The organism is Rhizobium sp. 01N424 (assembly GCF_056399485.1).
Map to the genome: position 1 here is coordinate 148,517 of NZ_JBFTRK010000007.1, position 19,812 is coordinate 168,328.

17 protein-coding genes and 1 tRNA gene are annotated in these 19,812 nt (G+C 60.2%); 8 read left to right on the plus strand and 10 right to left on the minus strand.

Annotated features, from left to right (window positions below):
- Positions 1 to 3: 3 nt before the first annotated feature.
- The 4 genes from recJ to AC1DNK_RS18645 form a co-directional block, all read right to left on the minus strand.
- Positions 4 to 1,809 carry a single-stranded-DNA-specific exonuclease RecJ gene (gene recJ, locus AC1DNK_RS18630; protein WP_477942695.1) on the minus strand — a complete coding sequence of 602 codons (1,806 nt, stop codon included), beginning with the start codon at positions 1,807 to 1,809 and terminating at the stop codon, positions 4 to 6.
- A 108-nt stretch (positions 1,810 to 1,917) separates the two neighbouring features.
- Entirely contained in the window at positions 1,918 to 3,240 is a 1,323-nt protein-coding gene (locus tag AC1DNK_RS18635) for a homoserine dehydrogenase (protein ID WP_112388165.1), read from the minus strand.
- 64 nt (positions 3,241 to 3,304) lie between these two features.
- Positions 3,305 to 4,522 (minus strand): LL-diaminopimelate aminotransferase, encoded by a 1,218-nt coding sequence (locus AC1DNK_RS18640; protein WP_112388164.1) that lies wholly within the window; start codon positions 4,520 to 4,522, stop codon positions 3,305 to 3,307.
- 224 nt (positions 4,523 to 4,746) lie between these two features.
- Positions 4,747 to 5,163, minus strand: coding sequence for a hypothetical protein (locus tag AC1DNK_RS18645; RefSeq protein ID WP_477942697.1), 417 nt, complete (start codon positions 5,161 to 5,163; stop codon positions 4,747 to 4,749).
- Between the two features lie 127 nt (positions 5,164 to 5,290).
- Between AC1DNK_RS18645 and AC1DNK_RS18650 the strand changes: the two genes are divergently transcribed.
- From AC1DNK_RS18650 to sthA, 6 genes are all read left to right on the plus strand, one after another.
- Positions 5,291 to 7,150, plus strand: a complete 1,860-nt coding sequence (locus AC1DNK_RS18650) for a PHA/PHB synthase family protein (protein WP_477942699.1) — start codon at positions 5,291 to 5,293, stop codon at positions 7,148 to 7,150.
- A gap of 244 nt (positions 7,151 to 7,394) precedes the next feature.
- A complete protein-coding gene (locus AC1DNK_RS18655; RefSeq protein ID WP_477942701.1) occupies positions 7,395 to 8,654 on the plus strand; it encodes a DUF2778 domain-containing protein in 1,260 nt (419 codons plus the stop codon).
- Positions 8,655 to 8,812: 158 nt separating this feature from the next.
- Complete coding sequence (gene map / locus AC1DNK_RS18660; RefSeq protein WP_477942703.1) at positions 8,813 to 9,649, plus strand: type I methionyl aminopeptidase; 837 nt, start codon at positions 8,813 to 8,815, stop codon at positions 9,647 to 9,649.
- Positions 9,650 to 9,656: 7 nt separating this feature from the next.
- The gene (radC, locus tag AC1DNK_RS18665) at positions 9,657 to 10,484 is read left to right on the plus strand and encodes a RadC family protein (protein ID WP_112387997.1); all 828 of its coding nucleotides are present in this window, start codon (positions 9,657 to 9,659) and stop codon (positions 10,482 to 10,484) included.
- A 93-nt stretch (positions 10,485 to 10,577) separates the two neighbouring features.
- On the plus strand, positions 10,578 to 11,168 hold the full coding sequence (locus AC1DNK_RS18670; RefSeq protein ID WP_477942705.1) for a dual specificity protein phosphatase family protein: 591 nt from the start codon (positions 10,578 to 10,580) through the stop codon (positions 11,166 to 11,168).
- 100 nt (positions 11,169 to 11,268) lie between these two features.
- The gene (gene sthA, locus AC1DNK_RS18675) at positions 11,269 to 12,675 is read left to right on the plus strand and encodes a Si-specific NAD(P)(+) transhydrogenase (protein ID WP_112387995.1); all 1,407 of its coding nucleotides are present in this window, start codon (positions 11,269 to 11,271) and stop codon (positions 12,673 to 12,675) included.
- A 23-nt stretch (positions 12,676 to 12,698) separates the two neighbouring features.
- Here the strand turns inward: sthA and AC1DNK_RS18680 are convergent, their stop codons facing one another.
- From AC1DNK_RS18680 to AC1DNK_RS18700, 5 genes are all read right to left on the minus strand, one after another.
- The gene (locus AC1DNK_RS18680) at positions 12,699 to 13,226 is read right to left on the minus strand and encodes a PAS domain-containing protein (RefSeq protein WP_310299018.1); all 528 of its coding nucleotides are present in this window, start codon (positions 13,224 to 13,226) and stop codon (positions 12,699 to 12,701) included.
- 180 nt (positions 13,227 to 13,406) lie between these two features.
- Positions 13,407 to 14,885, minus strand: coding sequence for a trigger factor (gene tig / locus AC1DNK_RS18685; protein ID WP_477942707.1), 1,479 nt, complete (start codon positions 14,883 to 14,885; stop codon positions 13,407 to 13,409).
- A 177-nt stretch (positions 14,886 to 15,062) separates the two neighbouring features.
- Positions 15,063 to 15,147: transfer RNA gene (locus AC1DNK_RS18690), tRNA-Leu, on the minus strand.
- A gap of 153 nt (positions 15,148 to 15,300) precedes the next feature.
- Positions 15,301 to 15,891 carry a GDYXXLXY domain-containing protein gene (locus AC1DNK_RS18695; protein ID WP_112518648.1) on the minus strand — a complete coding sequence of 197 codons (591 nt, stop codon included), beginning with the start codon at positions 15,889 to 15,891 and terminating at the stop codon, positions 15,301 to 15,303.
- Positions 15,888 to 16,991 (minus strand): DUF2157 domain-containing protein, encoded by a 1,104-nt coding sequence (locus AC1DNK_RS18700; protein WP_477942709.1) that lies wholly within the window; start codon positions 16,989 to 16,991, stop codon positions 15,888 to 15,890. The genes AC1DNK_RS18695 and AC1DNK_RS18700 overlap by 4 nt, the downstream gene beginning before the upstream one ends.
- Positions 16,992 to 17,846: 855 nt before the next feature.
- On the opposite strand from AC1DNK_RS18700, the gene AC1DNK_RS18705 reads away from it, so the two are divergent.
- Both AC1DNK_RS18705 and AC1DNK_RS18710 read left to right on the plus strand, forming a co-directional pair.
- On the plus strand, positions 17,847 to 17,993 hold the full coding sequence (locus AC1DNK_RS18705) for a DUF1127 domain-containing protein (RefSeq protein WP_112387991.1): 147 nt from the start codon (positions 17,847 to 17,849) through the stop codon (positions 17,991 to 17,993).
- Positions 17,994 to 18,287: 294 nt separating this feature from the next.
- Positions 18,288 to 18,431, plus strand: a complete 144-nt coding sequence (locus AC1DNK_RS18710; protein ID WP_074061123.1) for a DUF1127 domain-containing protein — start codon at positions 18,288 to 18,290, stop codon at positions 18,429 to 18,431.
- A gap of 278 nt (positions 18,432 to 18,709) precedes the next feature.
- Here the strand turns inward: AC1DNK_RS18710 and AC1DNK_RS18715 are convergent, their stop codons facing one another.
- Positions 18,710 to 19,477 (minus strand): helix-turn-helix transcriptional regulator, encoded by a 768-nt coding sequence (locus AC1DNK_RS18715; protein ID WP_112387990.1) that lies wholly within the window; start codon positions 19,475 to 19,477, stop codon positions 18,710 to 18,712.
- Positions 19,478 to 19,812 lie beyond the last annotated feature (335 nt).

Below are 19,812 nucleotides of genomic sequence, written 5' to 3' on the forward strand. Positions count from 1 at the left end.
GGCTCACTTCGCCGGCGCCGCATCGGACACGCGCAGCTGGATGCGGCGCGAGCCCTGGTAATGGTCTGCGCCGAGCGAGCCTGCAACATGCAGATTGGCGCCGCGTGAATTGAGCAGCAGGTTCCCGAGAGCGGTATCGGCGGCGCGGAAGGCAATGCCGTCGAGACGGGCGCCGTCCATGGCTTCCAGCGTCACCTTGACGTGCTTTTCGCCGACCGTCCTGACATCGCGCAGCCGATGGGCGGGGATCGCGAAGACCGGTTGCGAATGGCCGGATCCGTAAGGACCTGCGGTTTCCAGCCGGTCGATGAGATCGAGCGTAGCGCCGCTGGCGCCGATCGCGCCATCGATCTTCAGCGTTTCATTGGCAACTAGATTGGCGACGGTCTTTTCGGCGCGTTCGGTGAAGAAGCTGCGCAGGGCGCCGAGCTTTTCGCGCTCGACCGTCAGACCCGCGGCCATCGCATGTCCGCCGCCCTTGATCAGCAGCCCCTCATCAACGGCGGCGCGGACCATGCGGCCCATATCGAAGCCGTTGATCGAGCGGCCGGATCCTGTGCCGCGACCTGAGGGATCGAAAGCGATGGCGAAGGCCGGGCGCTTGAACTTCTCCTTCAGCCGTGCGGCCAGAAGACCGACGATTCCCGGATGCCACTTGTCGCGAGCGGTCACGATGACGGAAGCACCCTGGCCGTCGCCATACTCCGCCATTGCCTCGGCCTCCGCCTCCTGCAGCATGGCGGCTTCCATGACCTGGCGGTCACGGTTCAGTTCGTCGAGCTTCTGGGCGATCGTCTCCGCCTCGCCGGCATCGTCCAGCGTCAGCAGGCGGCTGCCGAGGGCGGCGTCACCGATGCGGCCGCCAGCATTGATGCGGGGTCCGACGAGAAAGCCGAAATGATAGGGCGTGACCGGGCCGGAGAGGCTGGCCTTGCGAAACAGGGCAGCGAGACCCGCATTGCTCTGGTGGCGCGCGGCGACGAGGCCCTTGACGACGTAGGCGCGGTTCAGGCCCTTCAACGGGACGACATCGCAGACCGTGGCGAGCGCCACGATGTCCAGCCATTGCAAGAGGTCGATTGCCAGAATGCGCTTGTCGCCGGCTTCGCGCAGCAATCTGAGCGTGGCCACGAGCACCAGGAACACCACGCCGGCGGCGCAGAGATGTCCCTGCCCCGAGAGATCGTCCTCACGGTTGGGGTTCACCAGCGCGTGGCAATGCGGCAGCGCATGTGTCACCTGATGGTGATCGATGACGACGACGTCGATATTGCGCGCCTTGGCGGCGTCGAGCGCCTCGTGGCTGGTCGATCCGCAGTCGACGGTAACGATCAGTTTCGCGCCATTGTCGATCAGCTGGTTGATCGCGGCAGCATTCGGTCCATAGCCTTCGAAGATGCGGTCCGGAATATAGATCTCGGCCTTGACGCCGAAATGGGCGAGGAAGCGGTACATCAGCGCCGATGAGGCGGCACCGTCGACGTCATAGTCACCGAAGATCGCAACATTCTCACCGCGCCGGATGGCTTCTGCCAGCCGCTTTGCCGCCGTCTCGCAATCGGTCAGCTTGTAGGGATCGGGCATCAGGCTGCGGATGGTCGGATCGAGGAATTCGACGGCTTCATCGACGGCAACGCCGCGTCCGGCAAGCACGCGGGCAATCAGATCCGGCAGGCCATGGACTTGAGACATGGCGAGCGCGCGATTCTGCCCGGCCTGGTCGAGCCGCGAAATCCAGCGATTGTCGAGAATGGATTTCTCCACCCCGAGGAACGCGCGCTGTACCGGATCAGCGGCTATATCCACCATTCTGCCAATGCCCCACAATGTCACCGCCCCGTGACGGGGCGGCAAAAATTCCATGAGCACATTTATGCAGGCTTAAGGCCGGTGGCAACGCCTTGGCTGGCGTTACCCTCAGTCTTCCTTGGGGCGCTCGATGCGGATGACCTGCGGTTCGCCGACGAGATAGCCCTCGCCCTTGATGGCGGCGACGGCCTTGCGGACCGAGTCCTCCGTCGTCGCATGGGTGACGAGGATGATCGTCTGGTGATGCGACGGCGACAGGTGCTGTTGCGAGCGCTGCACGATCGATTCCAGCGAGATGTGGTTTTCGGCCATGCGCGTTGCGACGCTGGCGAAAACGCCGGTGCGGTCGAGAACCGTCAGGCGGATGAAGTAGCCGCCTTCGTGGCTCTGCATCTGCGCCTTGCGATAGGGCTCCAGCGACTTGGCCGGATGACCGAGAACCGGAACGCGCTGGGCACCCGGCTGGCTCTTGGCGATATCGGCGATGTCGCCGAGAACCGACGAAGCGGTTGCATTGCCGCCAGCACCCGGGCCGACCATCAGCAGTTCGCCGAGAATATCGGATTCGATCGCCACGGCATTGGTGACGCCATCGACCTGGGCGATGACGGAATCAACCGGCACCATGGTCGGATGAACGCGCTGCTCGATGCCGGTTTCGGTGCGCTGGGCAACGCCGAGGAGCTTGATGCGGTAGCCGAGATCGGCGGCGGCGCGGATGTCCTCAATCGAAATGTTGGTGATGCCTTCGAGATAGATATCGTCGGCTGCAATCTGGTTACCGAAGGCCAGCGTCGTCAGGATCGACAGCTTGTGCGCCGTGTCGTTGCCCTCGATGTCGAAGGCCGGATCGGCTTCGGCATAGCCGAGACGCTGAGCTTCGGCGAGGCAATCGGCAAAGGACAGGCCTTCCTTCTCCATCTTGGTGAGGATGTAATTGCAGGTGCCGTTCATGATCCCGTAGATGCGGGAGATCGAATTGCCGGTCAGCGATTCGCGCAGCGCCTTAATGACGGGGATACCGCCCGCAACAGCCGCTTCGAAGTTGAGCAGCGAGCCCTTCTCTTCAGCGATCTTCGCGAACTCGACGCCGTTGTAAGCAAGGAGCGCCTTGTTGGCAGTCACCACATGGAGACCGCGATCGAGGGCGGCCTTGACGGATGCCTTGGCAGCGCCCTCGGCACCGCCGACGAGCTCGACGAAAACCTCGATATCGGCCTTGGCGGCCAGCTCTTCCGGCGTATCGTACCAGGTGATGCCATCGAGATTGATGCCGCGATCCTTGGTCTTGTCGCGTGCCGTCACGGCCGTAATGTGAATCGGACGCCCGCAGGTGGCAGCAAGCTCGTTGCTCTTCTTCTGGATGATACGGACGAGCGAGGCACCGACGGTACCAAGACCCGCAATGCCGATTTTGAGGGCGTCTGCCATGAAGCGATCCTGAATGTTCATGAGTGGCAGCCGCGGACCGCGGCTGCCGATTGGGAGGTGTCTATCAGCGGTGTGCGTTCAGAGAGATGACGTTGTGCATCGTCTCGTCGGCCGTCGACAGGAATTTCTTGATGCTGCGCGCGGCCTGGCGGATGCGGTGCTCGTTCTCGACGAGTGCGAGACGAACGTAATCATCGCCCATTTCGCCGAAGCCGATGCCCGGTGCCACGGCAACGTCGGCCTTTTCGACGAGCAGCTTGGAGAATTCCAGCGAACCGAGGTGACGGAACTTCTCCGGGATCTTCGCCCAGGCGAACATCGTGGCAGCCGGCGGCGGCACTTCGAATCCGGCCTTGCCGAAGCTTTCGACCATGACGTCGCGGCGCCGCTTGTAGACGTTGCGGACCTCAGCGATGTCGGAGCCGTCGCCATTGAGCGCATGGGTCGCTGCAACCTGGATCGGCGTGAAGGCGCCGTAATCAAGGTAGGACTTCACGCGCGTCAGGGCTGCGATCAGGCGCTCGTTGCCGACGGCAAAGCCCATGCGCCAGCCGGGCATGGAGAACGTCTTCGACATCGAGGTGAATTCGACCGTGACATCGATGGCACCAGGAACCTGCAGAACGGAGGGCGGCGGCTCGCCGTCGAAGTAGATTTCCGAATAGGCAAGGTCGGACAGCACGATGATGTCGTGCTTCTTCGCGAAGGCGATGACGTCCTTGTAGAAGTCGAGCGTCGCGACGAAGGCCGTCGGGTTCGACGGATAATTCAGGATCAGCGCAAGCGGCTTCGGGATCGAGTGGCGCACGGCGCGCTCGAGAGGCGCGAAGAAATTCTCGTCCGGCTCGACCGGGATCGAACGGATCACGCCACCTGCCATCAGGAAGCCGAAGGCATGGATCGGATAGGTCGGGTTCGGGCAGAGGATCACGTCGCCAGGTGCGGTGATTGCCTGCGCCATGTTGGCGAAGCCTTCCTTGGAGCCGAGGGTCGCGACGACCTGCGTATCCGGGTTGAGCTTCACGCCGAAGCGGCGGGCGTAATAGGCAGCCTGCGCGCGGCGAAGGCCGGGAATGCCCTTGGAGGACGAATAGCGATGCGTGCGCGGGTCCTGGACCACTTCGCAGAGCTTGTCGACAATTGCTTTCGGGGTCGGCAGGTCAGGGTTTCCCATACCGAGATCGATGATATCGGCGCCGCCCGCTCGCGCGCTTGCTTTCAAACGGTTGACCTGTTCGAAAACATAAGGCGGCAAACGCCGGACTTTGTGAAACTCTTCCATTTCATTCCCCATGGAAATGCGGCCACCGCGGCCGCGCTCGAAGTTCGTCCTGTTCCCGGCTGCTTGCGATACGAACTTCAGAATCGCATGCGCCGTATTCATCAGACTGTCGTCAGGCGGCGATTCTTTGGCAGAGGCCATGCCTGGCGAAGCATTATCGGGAAAATTTACGTCTCCCGCCAGCTGCGGAAGGCTTTGCGTGCAAATTGCCTGAAAGGCAAGGCCTACTTGGTGATTTCCGAGAGTGTGTCGGTGCCGTGATCGGCCGCAAGCTTGCGGTATTCGGCAACGCGGCGCTGATACTCGGCCTCGGAAATCGTGCCCGCCTTGCGCTGCGCGCCAAGCGCTGTCAGCTTGGCCTGCAGGCCCTTTGCCTCGTCATCGTTCATCTGAACGTTGGCGGCCGTCAGAGGCGCACCAAAGGACGGATAACCGTCCCTGTAGTGCGAAAGGCCGCTCTCGGCCGGAGCCTCACCCTTGGTGGCGGTCATCACGACCGCCGTGGGGGCCGCTCGCCTGGCGGCAAGGGCTGCCTTCTCATCCGGCGTCGACGTGCAGCCGGCAAGCGTCATCGCCGCGGCCGCGGCAACAATTGCCATGCGGGTTGCGATTGCGATGCCAGAGCTGCCGTTGTTCGTCATGCCAGATCTTCCAAATCCTCAAGCCTCTGCGACTGTTAAATTTGTCGCAGCAACAAAGCAATAGCACGAGCGTGGTTGTGTTGAACTTGTTTTATCGATCTTGCACGATGTACAAATCGATTTCAGGATGATTGCTGCCGCCCGGAGGAAACGTGTGACCGACAGCAAGACAGGCGACAAGGGAAAGCCGCAAGGCTTCGAAACGGCAGACCTCGATCCCTATCTGATGAAGGATCCCGAGGCGATGGCGATGAATTTTGCCCGCGCCCTCGAAAATCTCGGCAAGGCCGCATCCGCATGGCTGGCGCCCCGCGAACGGGGCGACGTCAGCGACAAGGCCGCCGAGCCGATGACCGACATGGTCAAGACGCTGTCGAAGATCACCGAATACTGGATGTCCGATCCGCGCCGCACCTTCGAGGCGCAGACACAGCTGATGAGCAGCTATTTCGGCGTCTGGATGCGCTCGATGCAGCGGATGCAGGGCGAAGCGGCGGAACCCGAGCCCGAGCGCAAGGACAAGCGGTTTTCCGATCAGGACTGGGAGAAGAACCCGTTCTTCGACTTCCTGCGGCAGGTCTATTTCATCACCGCCGACTGGGCCGAGAAGATGGTGACGCAGACCGAGGGTCTGGACGAGCACACAAAGCATAAGGCCGGTTTCTACATCAAGCAGATCACCGCGGCGCTCTCGCCCAGCAATTTCGTCGCCACCAACCCGCAGCTCTATCGCGAGACGATCGCCAGCAGCGGTGAAAACCTGGTGCGCGGCATGAAGATGCTGGCCGAGGATATCGTTGCCGGGCACGGCGACCTGAAGCTTCGCCAGACCGACATGACGAAATTCGCTGTCGGCCGGGATATGGCACTGACACCGGGCAAGGTGATCGCCCAGAACGATATCTGCCAGATCATCCAGTACGAGGCGGCGACGGAAACGGTGCTGAAGCGCCCTCTCCTGATCTGCCCGCCCTGGATCAACAAGTTCTATATCCTCGACCTCAATCCGCAGAAGTCGTTCATCAAGTGGTGCGTCGATCAGGGGCAGACGGTGTTCGTGATCTCCTGGGTCAATCCCGATTCGCGCCATGCCGAAAAGGACTGGACGGCCTATGCCCGCGAGGGCGTCGATTTCGCGCTGGAGACGATCGAGAAGGCGACCGGCGAAAAGGACGTCAACGCCGTCGGCTATTGCGTCGGCGGGACGCTGCTGGCCGCAACGCTGGCGCTGCATGCCAAGGAAAAGAACAAGCGCATCCGCTCGGCAACGCTGTTCACCACGCAGGTGGACTTCACCCATGCCGGCGACCTGAAGGTTTTCGTCGACGAGGAGCAGCTGCAGGCGCTCGAAGCGCATATGCAATCGGTCGGCTATCTCGACGGCTCGAAGATGGCGACGGCCTTCAACATGCTGCGCGCTTCGGAACTGATCTGGCCCTATTTCGTCAACAACTACCTGAAGGGCGAAATGCCGATGCCCTTCGACCTGTTGTTCTGGAATGCCGATTCGACGCGCATGGCGGCTGCCAACCACGCCTTCTATCTGCGCAACTGCTATCTCAAGAATGCCCTCACCGCCGATGAGATGATCCTCGACGGCAAGACCGTGTCGCTGAAGGACGTGAAGATCCCGATCTACAATCTGGCGACCCGCGAGGATCACATCGCGCCGGCAAAGTCGGTCTTCCTCGGCAGCCAGTTCTTCGGCGGCAAGGTGGATTTCGTTGTCACCGGATCGGGACATATCGCCGGCGTCGTCAATCCGCCGGACAAGAAGAAATATCAGTACTGGACCGGCGGCCCTGCCAAGGGCGATTACGACAGCTGGCTCAACAAGGCCGAGGAAAATCCAGGTTCCTGGTGGCCGCACTGGCAGGCGTGGATCGAAGCCAAGGACGGCAAGCGCGTGTCCGCCCGCAAGCCCGGCGGCGCCTCGCTGAATGCGATCGAGGAAGCACCGGGCAGCTACGTGATGGAGCGGGCATAGGCCATATCTGCCTCCGAACGGCCGATCTTTAGCCCGATTTCATCGCCAAAAGAACCGAACCAGAATCTTTTTTTGGGCGGTCCTTCATGCTTATAAAGAAATTGGAAACCATAATCCCGCATAGTTCCAGACAGTTGATTATGTGCGGGATGCCTCAATTAGGCCCTCTTGCTTCATTATCGGCTCCGGCGAAAGCGTCCTGCGTAAGCCGCCGGTAGAGTGACGCGTTTGGAAACCGAGTAATATGGCGTTTGCTGTCGAGACGTGTGAAAGCGTCAACCCTTTCGGCTGGGCGATTTTTGGCTCGGCAAAGCTCCTCCGGCTCGTTCCGGTCATCGCTGCCATCGGCCTTGGGGCCGCTGTATCGACATGGGCTCTCGCATCGGTCGCAACGATGCACTCGTCGGCCATGCCGGAACGCGAAGACAAGCGGCTGTTTGCGGATATCGCCATCGCGCCGATGGCGCCTGCGCATCACAACGCGTCGGCTGCCCATACGCTCGTCCACATCGGCAAATTTTCCCGGCTGCCCGGCCAGATCACCGTGTCCGATCGCATGACTGCAGAGGTGCAGTCGAAATCCTCCAAGGACATGGTGGCGCTGATGCAGCGCCGCGGGCTCTCGGCGCTCGCCATGCGCAACAACGGCAGTGAAATTGCCTCTGCCCTGAAGCAGCAGGCAGAAACGATCGCAGGCGCTGCGGCATTTTCTGCCGTCACGGTTCCGGCCTCCCTCCCCGCGCCAGTCCAAGTCGCCACCGTCAAGGCGCCGCAACCGGCGCCGACCATGGCAGCTGCAGAAGCTATGCCGCAACAGAAGCCGGAAGCCGCCGCTGCACCGGCCGTCGAGACCGCGCTTGCCGAGAGCGTCGTTTCCGACGCACCGTTCGGCCTCGTTCTGTCGGAAAGCGGTGATGTGCCGCTGCCGATGGCACGCCCGAACCGGCCGAAGCCCGCTGCCGATGCACCGGTCGCAGCACTCGCCTATGCCAAGGTGGATCAGGACGACGATGACGGCGACATGCCGAAGATCGGCCGACTGGCGCTTGCCCCAATCGCTCGCAACGGCATTGCGATCTACGACATTTCCGCCGGCACTGTGTACATGCCGAACGGCGAGCGCCTCGAAGCCCATTCCGGCCTTGGCGCAATGCGCGACAACCCGCGCTATGTCAGCCAGAAGATGCGCGGCCCGACGCCGCCGCACACCTATAATCTGCAGATGCGCGAAGCCCTGTTCCACGGCGTCGAGGCAATCCGCCTGCATCCCGTCGGCGGCCCAGGCGCCATCCATGACCGTGTCGGGTTGCTTGCCCACACCTACATGCTCGGCAAGCGCGGCGATTCCAACGGCTGCGTATCGTTCAGGGACTACAAGCGCTTCCTGGCCGCCTTCAAGCGTGGCGAAGTCAAACAGCTCGTCGTCGTGCCGAAATATACCGGCGGCTCGACGGGCTCCTCGCCCAAATCGACGCTGGCATCGCTCTTCTCCAAGCAATCCTAAGTCCAGTATCTGCATTTGATCGATGAGGCGGCCCAGGCAACTGGCCGCCTCATCTGCGTTATGCTGGTACAAATCGCGACAGGCCCATTGATCGGCATGGACGAACCCGGCATAGCTGCATTATGTACGACAAGGACAATTTCCGCTAAGGCCCTGCAATGGTGAATTATATCGAAGCCGCATCGGCGCCGCCGAAAAATACCGGCGCAATCAGGCTCTATGGCCCCGAGGCTTTCGAGGGTATGCGCAAGGCGTGCCAGGTGACAGCCCGCTGTCTCGACGAGCTGGCGGCCATCGTCAAGCCGGGGCTTGCGACCGATGCGATCGACCGTTTCGTCTTCGAATTCGGCATGGACAATGGCGCCTATCCGGCGACACTGAATTATCGCGGCTACACGAAATCGACCTGCACCTCGATCAACCACGTCGTCTGTCACGGCATTCCAGATTCAAAGCCGCTACGCGATGGCGACATCGTCAACATCGACGTCACCTATGTGGTCGACGGCTGGCACGGCGATTCGAGCCGCATGTATCCGGTTGGTCAGCTGAAGCGCGCGGCCGAACGGCTTCTCGAGGTCACCCATGAATCACTGATGCGCGGCATTGGCGCCGTGCGTCCGGGCGCCCGCACCGGCGCGATCGGCGAATCGATCCAGACCTATGCCGAAGCCGAGCGCTGCTCCGTCGTGCGCGATTTCTGCGGCCACGGCGTCGGCGGCCTGTTCCACGATTCGCCGAACATCCTGCATTACGGCCGCGCCAACGAAGGGCCGGAACTGCGGGAAGGCATGATCTTCACCATCGAGCCGATGATCAATCTCGGGCGTCCGCATGTGAAGGTTCTGGCCGACGGCTGGACGGCAGTCACCCGCGACCGCTCGCTCTCGGCACAATACGAACACACCGTCGGCGTCACCGCCAGCGGATGCGAGATTTTCACACTGTCGCCCGGTGGTCTCGACCGTCCGGGGCTCGCGCCGCTCAACGGGTGAAACGAAGATGGCGAAAGGCCCGGTTCTGACTTCCGATGACGAGCTGCCTTTCGACGATTTGCCTGTTGGCGAACCGGATATCGACGAGCGCCTGTTCTTTGCCGAGCAGCCCGCAAAACCCTCGATGGCGAAAGCGGCTTCAGCACCGCCTGCCCTTGGCGGAGAGCAGCATTATCACGGCCACCGCGAGCGGCTACGAAACCGCTTCCGCGAAAATGGCGACGGGGCGCTGGCCGATTACGAAATCCTGGAGCTTCTGCTTTTCCGCCTGATCCCGCGGCGCGACACCAAGCCGATCGCCAAAGCCCTGCTTGACCGCTTCGGCACGCTCGCCGCCGTTTTCGGCGCGCCGGCCGGGCTGCTGCAGGAGGTCAAGGGCATCGGCGAGACGGTGGCGCTGGATCTCAAGCTGATCGCCGCGGTGGCGCAACGCACGCTGAAGAGCGAGCTGCGCAACAAGCAGGTGCTCGGTTCCTGGTCGTCGGTGATCCAGTATTGCCATGCGGCGATGGCGCACGAGACCCGTGAGCAGTTTCGCATTCTCTTCCTCGACAAACGCAACGCGCTGATCGCCGACGAGGTGCAGGGGCGCGGCACGGTCGATCACACGCCTGTCTATCCGCGTGAAGTGGTCAAGCGCGCGCTGGAGCTTTCGGCAACCGCGCTGATCTTGGTCCACAACCATCCCTCCGGCGACCCGACGCCTTCGCGCGCCGATATCGACATGACGAAAATGATCATCGATACGGCAAAGCCGCTCGGCATAACGGTTCACGACCACATCATCATCGGTAAGGACGGCCATGCCAGCCTTAAAGGCCTCAGGCTAATCTAGCTACCGTCACAGTTTCCTTCAGGTGTCTGTCAGCTTCGGCTCGCAAAGAGCGCATGCTGCTCTTCTCGCAGCGCGACCCGAGCTTGAGATTCGATGACACTGAGATTTCCGCGCCTGACCATTTCCCCGATCGCCACACGCATCCTCAGCCTCACCGGCCTGCTCGTGCTGCTGATTGGCGGCTACTATGTCCATCTGTTGGCGACGAACAATTTCCACGCCGTCGTGCCCGGGGAAGTCTATCGCTCCTCGCAGCCTTCCGCCTCGGCGATCGCCCGGCTGGAAGGCAGCTACGGCATCAAGACGATCCTCAATCTAAGGGGCGAGAACGGCAGCAAGAGCTGGTACGACAGCGAGATCGCCCAATCGAATGCGCTTGGGATCAAGCATATCGACTTCCGCATGAACTCCTCAAAGGAGCTGACGCCTGAACAGGCGCTGCAGCTGATTGCCATCATGCGCGATGCGCCGAAGCCGCTCCTGATCCATTGCCAGGCAGGCGCAGATCGCACAGGGCTCGCTTCGGCGCTCTATCTTGCTGCCATCGCCGGTAAGAGTGAAAAGGTCGCGGAGGGCCAGCTGTCGCTGCTTTACGGCCATATCCCTTACTCGTTTTCGCATGCTTTCCCGATGGATATTACCTTCGAGAAGATGGAACCCCTGCTTGGCTTCGGTAATTCTTGATACCAGCGCCTTAAACCATCTGTAACATTGACCAGCTACCGGTGAATGCGCGACATTTTGCGGCGCAATATTTGATTCCTCTTCCAGCCGGGGCTGAGCCATGTTCCAGTACGATCTCGTTGTTGTGGGCAGCGGCCCCGCAGGCCGCCGCGGCGCCATTCAGGCAGCCAAGCTCGGCAAGAAAGTTCTGGTCATCGAACAGGGCAAGCGGGTGGGCGGCGTCTCCGTCCATACCGGTACGATCCCGTCCAAGACCTTGCGCGAAACGGCGCTCAATCTTTCCGGCTGGCGCGAACGCGGCTTCTACGGCCGGGCCTATCGCGTCAAGGACCAGATCAGCGCAGAGGACCTGCGCCGCCGCCTGCTAATCACCCTTGATCATGAAGTCGAAGTCCTGGAACATCAGTTCGCCCGCAACCGCGTGCAGCATATGCGCGGCAAGGCGAGCTTCATCGACGCCGCGACGCTGCAGGTCGTCAAGGATGATGGCGAGACGATCCAGGTTTCTGCCGCAAGCGTGCTGCTTGCCGTCGGCACCAAGCCGTTCCGGCCCGACTACATGCCCTTCGACGGCAAGGCAATCATCGACAGCGACGAGCTGCTCGATATCGAGGAACTGCCGCGCTCGATGGTCGTCATCGGCGCCGGTGTCATCGGTATCGAATATGCGACGATCTTCAGCGCGCTCGACACCGCCGTGACCGTCATCGATCCGAAGTCGACGATGCTCGACTTCATCGACAAGGAAATCATCGAGGACTTCACCTATCAGCTGCGTGACCGCAACATGAAACTGCTGCTCGGCCAGAAGGCCGACAAGGTGGAGAAGCTCGACAATGGCAAGGTGCAGCTGACACTCGACAATGGCCGCCACCTGGTCACCGACATGGTGCTGTTTGCCGCCGGACGCATGGGCGCTACCGATACGCTCAACCTGCCTGCCATCGGCCTCGAAGCCGACAATCGCGGCCGCTTGAAGGTCAATCCGGAAACCTTCCAGACCTCGGTACCGAATATCTATGCCGCAGGCGACGTCGTCGGCTTTCCGAGCCTTGCCTCGACCTCGATGGAACAGGGCCGCATCGCGGCACGCGTCGCCGTCGGTGCCGTTGCCAAGGAGCCGCCGAAATACTTCCCCTACGGCATCTATGCCGTCCCTGAAATCTCCACCTGCGGCCTGACTGAGGAAGAGATGAAGGAACGCGGCATTCCCTATGAATGCGGTATCGCCCGTTTCCGCGAGACCTCGCGAGGCCATATCATGGGCCTCGATACCGGCCTTTTGAAGCTGATCTTCTCGCTGAAGACGCGGCGCCTGCTCGGCGTCCATATCGTCGGCGAAGGCGCCACCGAGCTCGTTCATATCGGCCAGGCCGTGCTGAACCTGAAGGGTACCGTCGAATATTTCGTCGAGAACACCTTCAACTATCCGACGCTTGCCGAAGCCTACAAGATTGCAGGCCTCGACGCCTGGAACCGCATGGGCGATATCAAGTCGGAGCTTTAAAGCGCTTCCAGCGCTAAGCTTTCTCAGTTCGCCAGCAAACCATCTGGTTTCATCCAGTCGAGTTCGCCAAGCGCCGCCTGCAGGTGCTTGGCAACGGCGTGGTTACCTTCGCGAACGGCGATATCGTAGGCCGTGAGGCAGTATTTCACCAATGGCTTGGTCAGCATCGGCTCATCGGACACCGGACAAATGATGCCGGCATAGAGCGACGGGATGCCCGCCTTGTCGCGGAAGCAACGGCCAAAGACCATCACATAGCTGTAGCGACCGTCTGCCTGGCGCGTCCGGTAGCTCTGCTGCTCCGGCTCGCCTGTCGCGATCGATTCGTGGATGGCGGCAGCAACATTCGCGCGGTCTTCCGGATGAATGCGCTCGATATAGATATCCAGCGGCAGACCGTGCTCGGTCTTGACGTAATCAAGCCCGAAAAGCTCAGCGACCGCACCATCCGCATAGAGCAGGTTCGCCACGATATCCCAGGTGAAAAAGCCGGACTCTGCCGCCTGCCAATCGGCCTGTTCGGACTCAATGGCGCTGTTCTGGAAGGCCAAGATTTTCCCCTTTGCACATCGTCGCAATCCAGAAGTGTAAAGGATCAGCTTCACACTGCAAGGCACTGATTAGCAAATATGAAACTTCTTCACAGCCTCGGAGTCAGGACGCTCGATGACAAACAAAAAGGCCCCGCCGCAAGCGGCGAGGCCTTCGAAAATCCATAAGGGATCAGCCGATTATTCAGCGTCGCCTTCGGAAGCCTTCTTCTTCGGAGCAGCCTTCTTCTTCGGAGCTGCTTCTTCACCTTCGGAAGCTTCAGCCTTGGCAGCTGCCTTCTTCTTCGGGGCGGTCTTCTTGGCGTCCTTGTCGGAGCCTTCGCCTTCTTCGTCGGCGAGCAGCTCTTCCTTGGTGACCTTCTTGTCGGTGACGTCGATTTCGGTCAGCAGATGGTCGATGACCTTCTCTTCGAAGATCGGAGCGCGGATCGAAGCGGCTGCACCCGGCTGGCTGCGGAAGAACTCGAGGATCTGCTTTTCCTGGCCCGGATACTGACGCAGCTGTTCGTAGATCGCGCGCTGCATTTCGTCTTCGGAGACTTCGACGCCGGCCTTTTCGCCGATTTCGGAGAGAACGAGGCCGAGGCGGACGCGGCGTTCAGCCAGCGTCTTGTACTCTTCCTGCGCCTTGTCTTCGGTCGTGCCTTCGTCTTCGAACGAGCGGCCCGACTGTGCGAGGTCGTTGTTCACCTGGCTCCAGATGCCGTTGTACTCAGCGTCAACAAGCGACTTCGGCGTATCGAACTTGTACATCTCGTCGAGCTGGTCGAGGATCTGACGCTTGACCTTCTGGCGGGTCAGCGAGCCGTACTGCGATTCGATCTGGCCGCGGACGATTTCGCGCAGGCGGTCAGCCGATTCGAGGCCGAGCTTCTTAGCCAGTTCGTCGTTGATTTCGGTTTCGCCCGGAGCGGCAACGTCCTTGACAGTGACGTCGAAGGTGGCTTCAGCGCCGGCGAGGTTCTTGGCCGGGTAATCGGCCGGGAACGTGACGGTGATGGTCTTTTCGTCGCCAGCCTTGGTGCCGACGAGCTGTTCTTCGAAGCCTGGGATGAAACGGCCGGAACCGAGAACCAGTTCGGCGCCCTGATCGGTGCCGCCGTCGAAGGCAACGCCGTCGACCTTGCCGACGTAGTCCATGGTGATGCGGTCGCCGTCAGCAGCCTTGCCCTTCTTGGTTTCGTAAGAGCGGGCGCTCTCGGCAACCTTCAGGACCTGTTCATTGACTTCGTCGTCGGAGATATCGACAACTTCGCGGGTGATCTTGATGCCCTTGGTGGACTTCAGTTCGATCGGCGGCAGGACTTCGTAGGACAGCGTGAATTCGAAGTCCTTCTCAGCGGCAAGGATCTTCTCGGCTTCGTCCTTGTCCTCGGTCATGGCGATTTCCGGCTGGGTAGCCGACTTTTCGCCACGGCTGGAAAGGATCTGGGTCGGCTGTTCGCGGACGATCTCGTTGACGAGGTCGGCCATGATCGACTTGCCGTAGACCTTCTTGAGGTGAGCCGGCGGTACCTTGCCCGGACGGAAACCGTTGATACGGACCTTGTCCTTCACGTCGGCAAGACGCTCGTTCAGCTTGCTTTCCATGTCCTTGGCCGGGATAACGACCTTGATTTCGCGCCTCAGCCCTTCAGCGAGCGTTTCGATAACCTGCATGTCTTCCTACCTTCATTTCGTTGGCGGCCGTGCCCAGACGCCTTCGTTTCGATGAGCACGACGCCGGACAATTTGGCCGCGCGTGGCTTTGTTCTTCAAATTCCAATACATCCCGCCGTTAAGGGGGACGGCGCCATCCTGCCGGGTAATCGGGATCTCCCGCCTGCAAGCCAGCTTTGGTGCGGGTAGAGAGACTTGAACTCCCACGCCTTGCGGCACCAGAACCTAAATCTGGCGTGTCTACCAATTTCACCATACCCGCGTTCGCAAAACCGCATGCATATGCCTGCGCATGAGGCCTTCCGGAGCGCGGCGTCTCTATATCACCCGATTTGGTAGAGGCAAAGGAAAAATGAAGGCCGGATGACAGCGATCAACCGCCCGGCGAGCGGCAATCCACAGGCCTCTCCTCCAATCAGTAAAGCGGCTCCTCATAGGCTGCCTTCCCATCGACGAGCAGGCTCCTGATCTGCGCCGTTCCATCGGCCGAAACACGGGCCGCAACCGAGACCTGACCATCCTGCCGGGCCTCCTCAAGTGGCTTGCCCTCACCCTCAGGAACATAGTAGCGCTCGATGCCATACTCGACGCGCATGCTGTCGCCGCCGGCCGGGCCATAACTATAGAAAGGCTGGCTTCTGATCACCGCGCTGCCGCTCTCTTCCGGCAGCGCAGAGAATGACGATTCGGCGACGTTCCAGAAGCCATCGGCCTGCGGCTTCAACCGCACCCATAGCACCTGCTCGCCGGCGGCAGATGGAAGCCCGCCCTTGACGCTGCTGACCGGCACGGAGGAGATGTCATAGTTCAGGACGACGTAATCGCCGCGCAGGAAGTCGCGCGGATCGACGGGCGCAGTCTTGAGGACGACCTCCGCGCCGCTGCGCAGAATAGCGGCACGGCTCTCTATGATATAGCCGAGTACCGCGGTCTGCAGACCGGCAGCGATAAGCGCCGCCACCATATAACGCCTTGCCGGATTGCGGCTCGAGACGATCGCGCTCATTGGGCCACCTCCGCCTTTTTTCCACCGAAGCGCCGTTCCAGCCGGATCACCAGCCACGCGACCAGAGCAACGAAGACGCCGGAGAGAAGGAAGAGACTGGATGTGCCAAGGATCGAGCCGACCGTTTCCGATGCGAGATAAAGGACGTCGGCGGCAAACATCAGATAGGCCAGATAGCGAACGGCGCCATTATCCCGGCCCTGCAGCGCGATTGCCAGTACGGCGATGGCCAGCGTGATCAGGCTGAGAACGACAAGCGCGCCGCCTTTGTCCAGTTCTATGTTGAGAAGCAGCAGGCCGACGGTGGCGATCAGGAATGCGTAGAAGGCCGGTGCAGCCCCCGCGGTCTTGACGAAGACGGAATTGCGTAACGGCGGCAGGCTGACGGCCAGGAACACCGCGAGACCGCAGATCACATAGGCTGCAGCCAGCCAGAAATCGTCGTGCAAGGTATAAAGCCATGCCAGCCAGCTGACCACCAGGAAGTAGGCAAGGTGGCGTGACCGGCCAGCGTCGGTGTAGCGAACCAGCGCAATGAGGACGACGCTCATTGCCAGCGGCGCCCAGGCGCCGGCACCGACCCAGCGGGTGTCGTAATTGCTGAGATAAACACCAAAGGACGCCCAGGAGAGAAAGCCCGCGATTGCCGTTGCCGGACCCGAGCGGAAGAGCGCGGCCGAAATAGCAGCGATGGCAAACCAGAGATACATGACTGTCTGCTCGTCGCCGGACAGATGATACATCTGCCCGATCAGCGATATGGCCCCGCCGAAGCTGAGGACGCCGACGACAAGCAGCGCATTGGCTGCGGCAATCGCGCCGCGGGCAAACAGGGCGGCAGCGCCGAGATAGGCCATCCAGATCACGGCCAGGATCGCGCCGGCGCGCACCAGCCGTGGAATTGCCTCCCAGTTGGACGCGACGAGCAGCAGCAGGGCCGCACCCAGCAGGACAGCGGCCAGTACCATCAAGACGCGGCCGAGACTGAAGCTCGCCGGACGGCTGTCATATTCCCCGAGCAGCAGTTCGGCAGTCGCCTCTGGGATTAATCCCTTGCCGACCCACACCGAAAGATCACGCTCCAACCTGCCTCGATACATATCAGCCTCCGCCCCCGTGATGGCATCCGCTAGCGTTATCGCCGGTGATCCGGTTAGGCAATCCCGCGCTCGAAATGCAAGAAACGCCCTGCATGAACTTGGTGCGCTTCTTAACCGACAGTTAACGCCAATGTTCTAATATATGGTCATTGTAGAAAGGCATGCACGATGCGCATAGCCACTATGAAAATATTGCACTGCAAAATAATCATTAGTCATACTATTTAGATCATCAAGAAGCGCGGGCGTGGCAGCCCGGCCCGGTTAACCGGAAGCCTGCGGATATGATGTCCGTATAAAGAATTCGGAGATGCGCACTCCTCCTCCCAAGCGCACTCCGATAGACTGACAACACTCCTCCTCCCAGTTGTCAGTCACCTACATGACGCCCACCGGATCCTCCCCCGGTGGGCGTTTTGTTTAATGGGTGGTTAAACGATTAAATCAGCCGGAATGCATATATGCCGCTTAATGTCTGCGGATGGAGCCGGCGGCGCGCGAGAAGCTATAGATACATATCCCGCCGTCAGCCGGAAATGTTGGGCGCTGCCGCGGCGGCGCCTACTCCGGGCATTCGGCTTCCCCCTTTGCGCGCCTCGAAAACACTCTCAGCCGCACCTGGCGCCGGGTCACCGGCAATAGGCACGCTGGGGGAATATCATTCTGCCTATTCATTGACCAGAAAGCGGCAGAATCATGTAATTCACTGCGCCAGACCTGCGCAAAGCGCATAGGTGACTTGAAATCTTGTCTCTATTCGTTCTTTGCGGCGCAGCATATATTCAGCTCATCAAATGAAAGCCAGCGCGGATAGGCTGCAGCTGGCAGATGCGAACCCTCGGAAAGGGGATCAAAATGAACATTACCCGCTCTTTCAACAACTGGCGCAAGTACCGTCAGACCGTCAGCGAACTCGGCCGCATGAGCAACCGCGAATTGCACGATCTCGGCATCGACCGGTCGGAAATCCATCGCGTCGCTCGCGAGGCAGCTGCCCGCTAATTCAGGCGATCAGCGTCCTCCCAAGCTGATCTCCTTCTCAAAACGCCCGGTGCTCACGCAACGGGCGTTTTCTTTTGTTTGAAATTTACACTTTCGTAAGAGTTGCAGATAAAAAGGCTCAATTTAGCCGCTCAAAAAATCACACCTGCGCATTTCGCGGGCAGATCATTGCACAAACGCATAGCAGATGCCTTTTCTTTGCACTGCACAATATGACAGAGATCCACTATATGAATGTCCAAGCGCAGAGACGGCGATGACGCCGGCCGCGAGACACTTCTAAGGATGAAGACAATGAACCCGATCCGCATTGCAAAGAGCTGGATTAGCTACCGCCGTACGCTTAACGAACTCGGCAACCTGTCCAACCAGACCCTCTCCGATATCGGCATCAGCCGCTACGAGATCCGTAACATTGCATCCCGTTCGTTCCGCTAATCCGCGGCGAATGCGATACACCCAAAACGGCGCCGTTAGGCGCCGTTTTCGTTTTCAGGCCCGTTCGCAAGCCGGCAAGTCGCCGGTGCTCACCGTTGAACAGCCGCCCGTTCAAACGAACGCGGATTCATCAGATTCTTTGTGATTGAGAATTATGCGCGGTTTGCGCTTCGCCTGACTGCGGACACGCGCATCAGCGCATCGACGTCTGCAACGCTACCGGCTGGAGAAGCCGCGCTGTTTCGCGCGGCCTGCTCATTGATCATATTGACCGGTAATCAGTTCCGCCATCTTCCCGTCGGATTGTTCGCTTCGCTGCTGAAGAACCGCGAGGCTGCTTCGGTGCGATTGCGCACATTCATCTTCTTGTAGATGTTGCGGACGTGAACCTTGACCGTGTTCTCCGACAGATGGAGTTCATCGGCAATGATCTTGTTCTGCGTGCCCTTACAGATCAGATCAAGGATCTGCACCTCGCGCGTCGTCAGGGACGACATATCGCCCTGTCTCAGCCGCATCGCCCCTGCCCCGGCCACAGCAACGGAGCGTGCTTCGTAAAGCGAGCGCTCGGGTGCCTGGTTGGTCAGGCGGTTCAGCAGTGCCGACGGGAAATGCTCGCCACCCTTCATCAGAAGATCGACGGCTGCCATGAACACGTCGAGCCTCAGGTTGAGCGGCAGGACGCCATCGATGACGCGGGCCTCGACGAGCCGGTTGATATAGGGCTCCATCATGTCGATCGCTTCGACGACGAGACCGATCGATGTCGCTGGATGATTTTCCCTGACAGTCGCCAGAGCATCGCTGAGCTCCGTTCCGGTAATGTGGTAGAAGAGAACCAGCGTGGCGTCGTTGGCATCATTCTGCAGCATGGCCTTGGAATAGCCCCTGCTGATGACTTCGCAACTCGGAAACTTCTTCGCCAGCGCCTCGACGAGGCATTCGGAGAACAAGTCGGCATTCGCAATGACAAGTATTGTGTCCCCGGCCGGACCGAACTTTCGGCTCTGATCGGCATCACCAGTCTTCGACGCAGTCATGAACATTTACGCCTCCCCATAGCGTTACACGTTACAAATGCTTTGAGTGATACTTCCGGGCGGCCCGGACGGGCACCCCTCGTAATTCCCGTCTTCATTAGTTAGCCATTTCTTAATTATGGTAATACGAAGTTCCATTGAAGGAAATGGCCCAAACGGGTTAGTTTTTGTAAATATACAATGACATTTCCTATTGTTCTGGTTGTATCCACCCCATCCTAGATAACTTATGGGGTATATAGTCGGTTATTTTTGGTCCTTTATGGTATTTTCGAACCAATAGTAGGCGCGTCGTCTTTTTCACTCTTTTGGACAGCGCCAATTAACCGGAATGTTACTTA

Excerpts from the sequence above, each read along its gene's own strand:
- recJ (WP_477942695.1), bottom strand. The coding sequence starts at position 1,809 with ATGGTGGATATAGCCGCTGATCCGGTACAGCGCGCGTTCCTCGGGGTG.
- AC1DNK_RS18635 (WP_112388165.1), bottom strand. The coding sequence starts at position 3,240 with ATGGCAGACGCCCTCAAAATCGGCATTGCGGGTCTTGGTACCGTCGGT.
- AC1DNK_RS18640 (WP_112388164.1), bottom strand. The coding sequence starts at position 4,522 with ATGGAAGAGTTTCACAAAGTCCGGCGTTTGCCGCCTTATGTTTTCGAA.
- AC1DNK_RS18645 (WP_477942697.1), bottom strand. The coding sequence starts at position 5,163 with ATGACGAACAACGGCAGCTCTGGCATCGCAATCGCAACCCGCATGGCA.
- AC1DNK_RS18650 (WP_477942699.1), top strand. The coding sequence starts at position 5,291 with ATGATTGCTGCCGCCCGGAGGAAACGTGTGACCGACAGCAAGACAGGC.
- AC1DNK_RS18655 (WP_477942701.1), top strand. The coding sequence starts at position 7,395 with ATGGCGTTTGCTGTCGAGACGTGTGAAAGCGTCAACCCTTTCGGCTGG.
- map (WP_477942703.1), top strand. The coding sequence starts at position 8,813 with ATGGTGAATTATATCGAAGCCGCATCGGCGCCGCCGAAAAATACCGGC.
- radC (WP_112387997.1), top strand. The coding sequence starts at position 9,657 with ATGGCGAAAGGCCCGGTTCTGACTTCCGATGACGAGCTGCCTTTCGAC.
- AC1DNK_RS18670 (WP_477942705.1), top strand. The coding sequence starts at position 10,578 with ATGACACTGAGATTTCCGCGCCTGACCATTTCCCCGATCGCCACACGC.
- sthA (WP_112387995.1), top strand. The coding sequence starts at position 11,269 with ATGTTCCAGTACGATCTCGTTGTTGTGGGCAGCGGCCCCGCAGGCCGC.
- tig (WP_477942707.1), bottom strand. The coding sequence starts at position 14,885 with ATGCAGGTTATCGAAACGCTCGCTGAAGGGCTGAGGCGCGAAATCAAG.
- AC1DNK_RS18695 (WP_112518648.1), bottom strand. The coding sequence starts at position 15,891 with ATGAGCGCGATCGTCTCGAGCCGCAATCCGGCAAGGCGTTATATGGTG.
- AC1DNK_RS18700 (WP_477942709.1), bottom strand. The coding sequence starts at position 16,991 with ATGTATCGAGGCAGGTTGGAGCGTGATCTTTCGGTGTGGGTCGGCAAG.
- AC1DNK_RS18705 (WP_112387991.1), top strand. The coding sequence starts at position 17,847 with ATGAACATTACCCGCTCTTTCAACAACTGGCGCAAGTACCGTCAGACC.
- AC1DNK_RS18710 (WP_074061123.1), top strand. The coding sequence starts at position 18,288 with ATGAACCCGATCCGCATTGCAAAGAGCTGGATTAGCTACCGCCGTACG.
- AC1DNK_RS18715 (WP_112387990.1), bottom strand. The coding sequence starts at position 19,477 with ATGTTCATGACTGCGTCGAAGACTGGTGATGCCGATCAGAGCCGAAAG.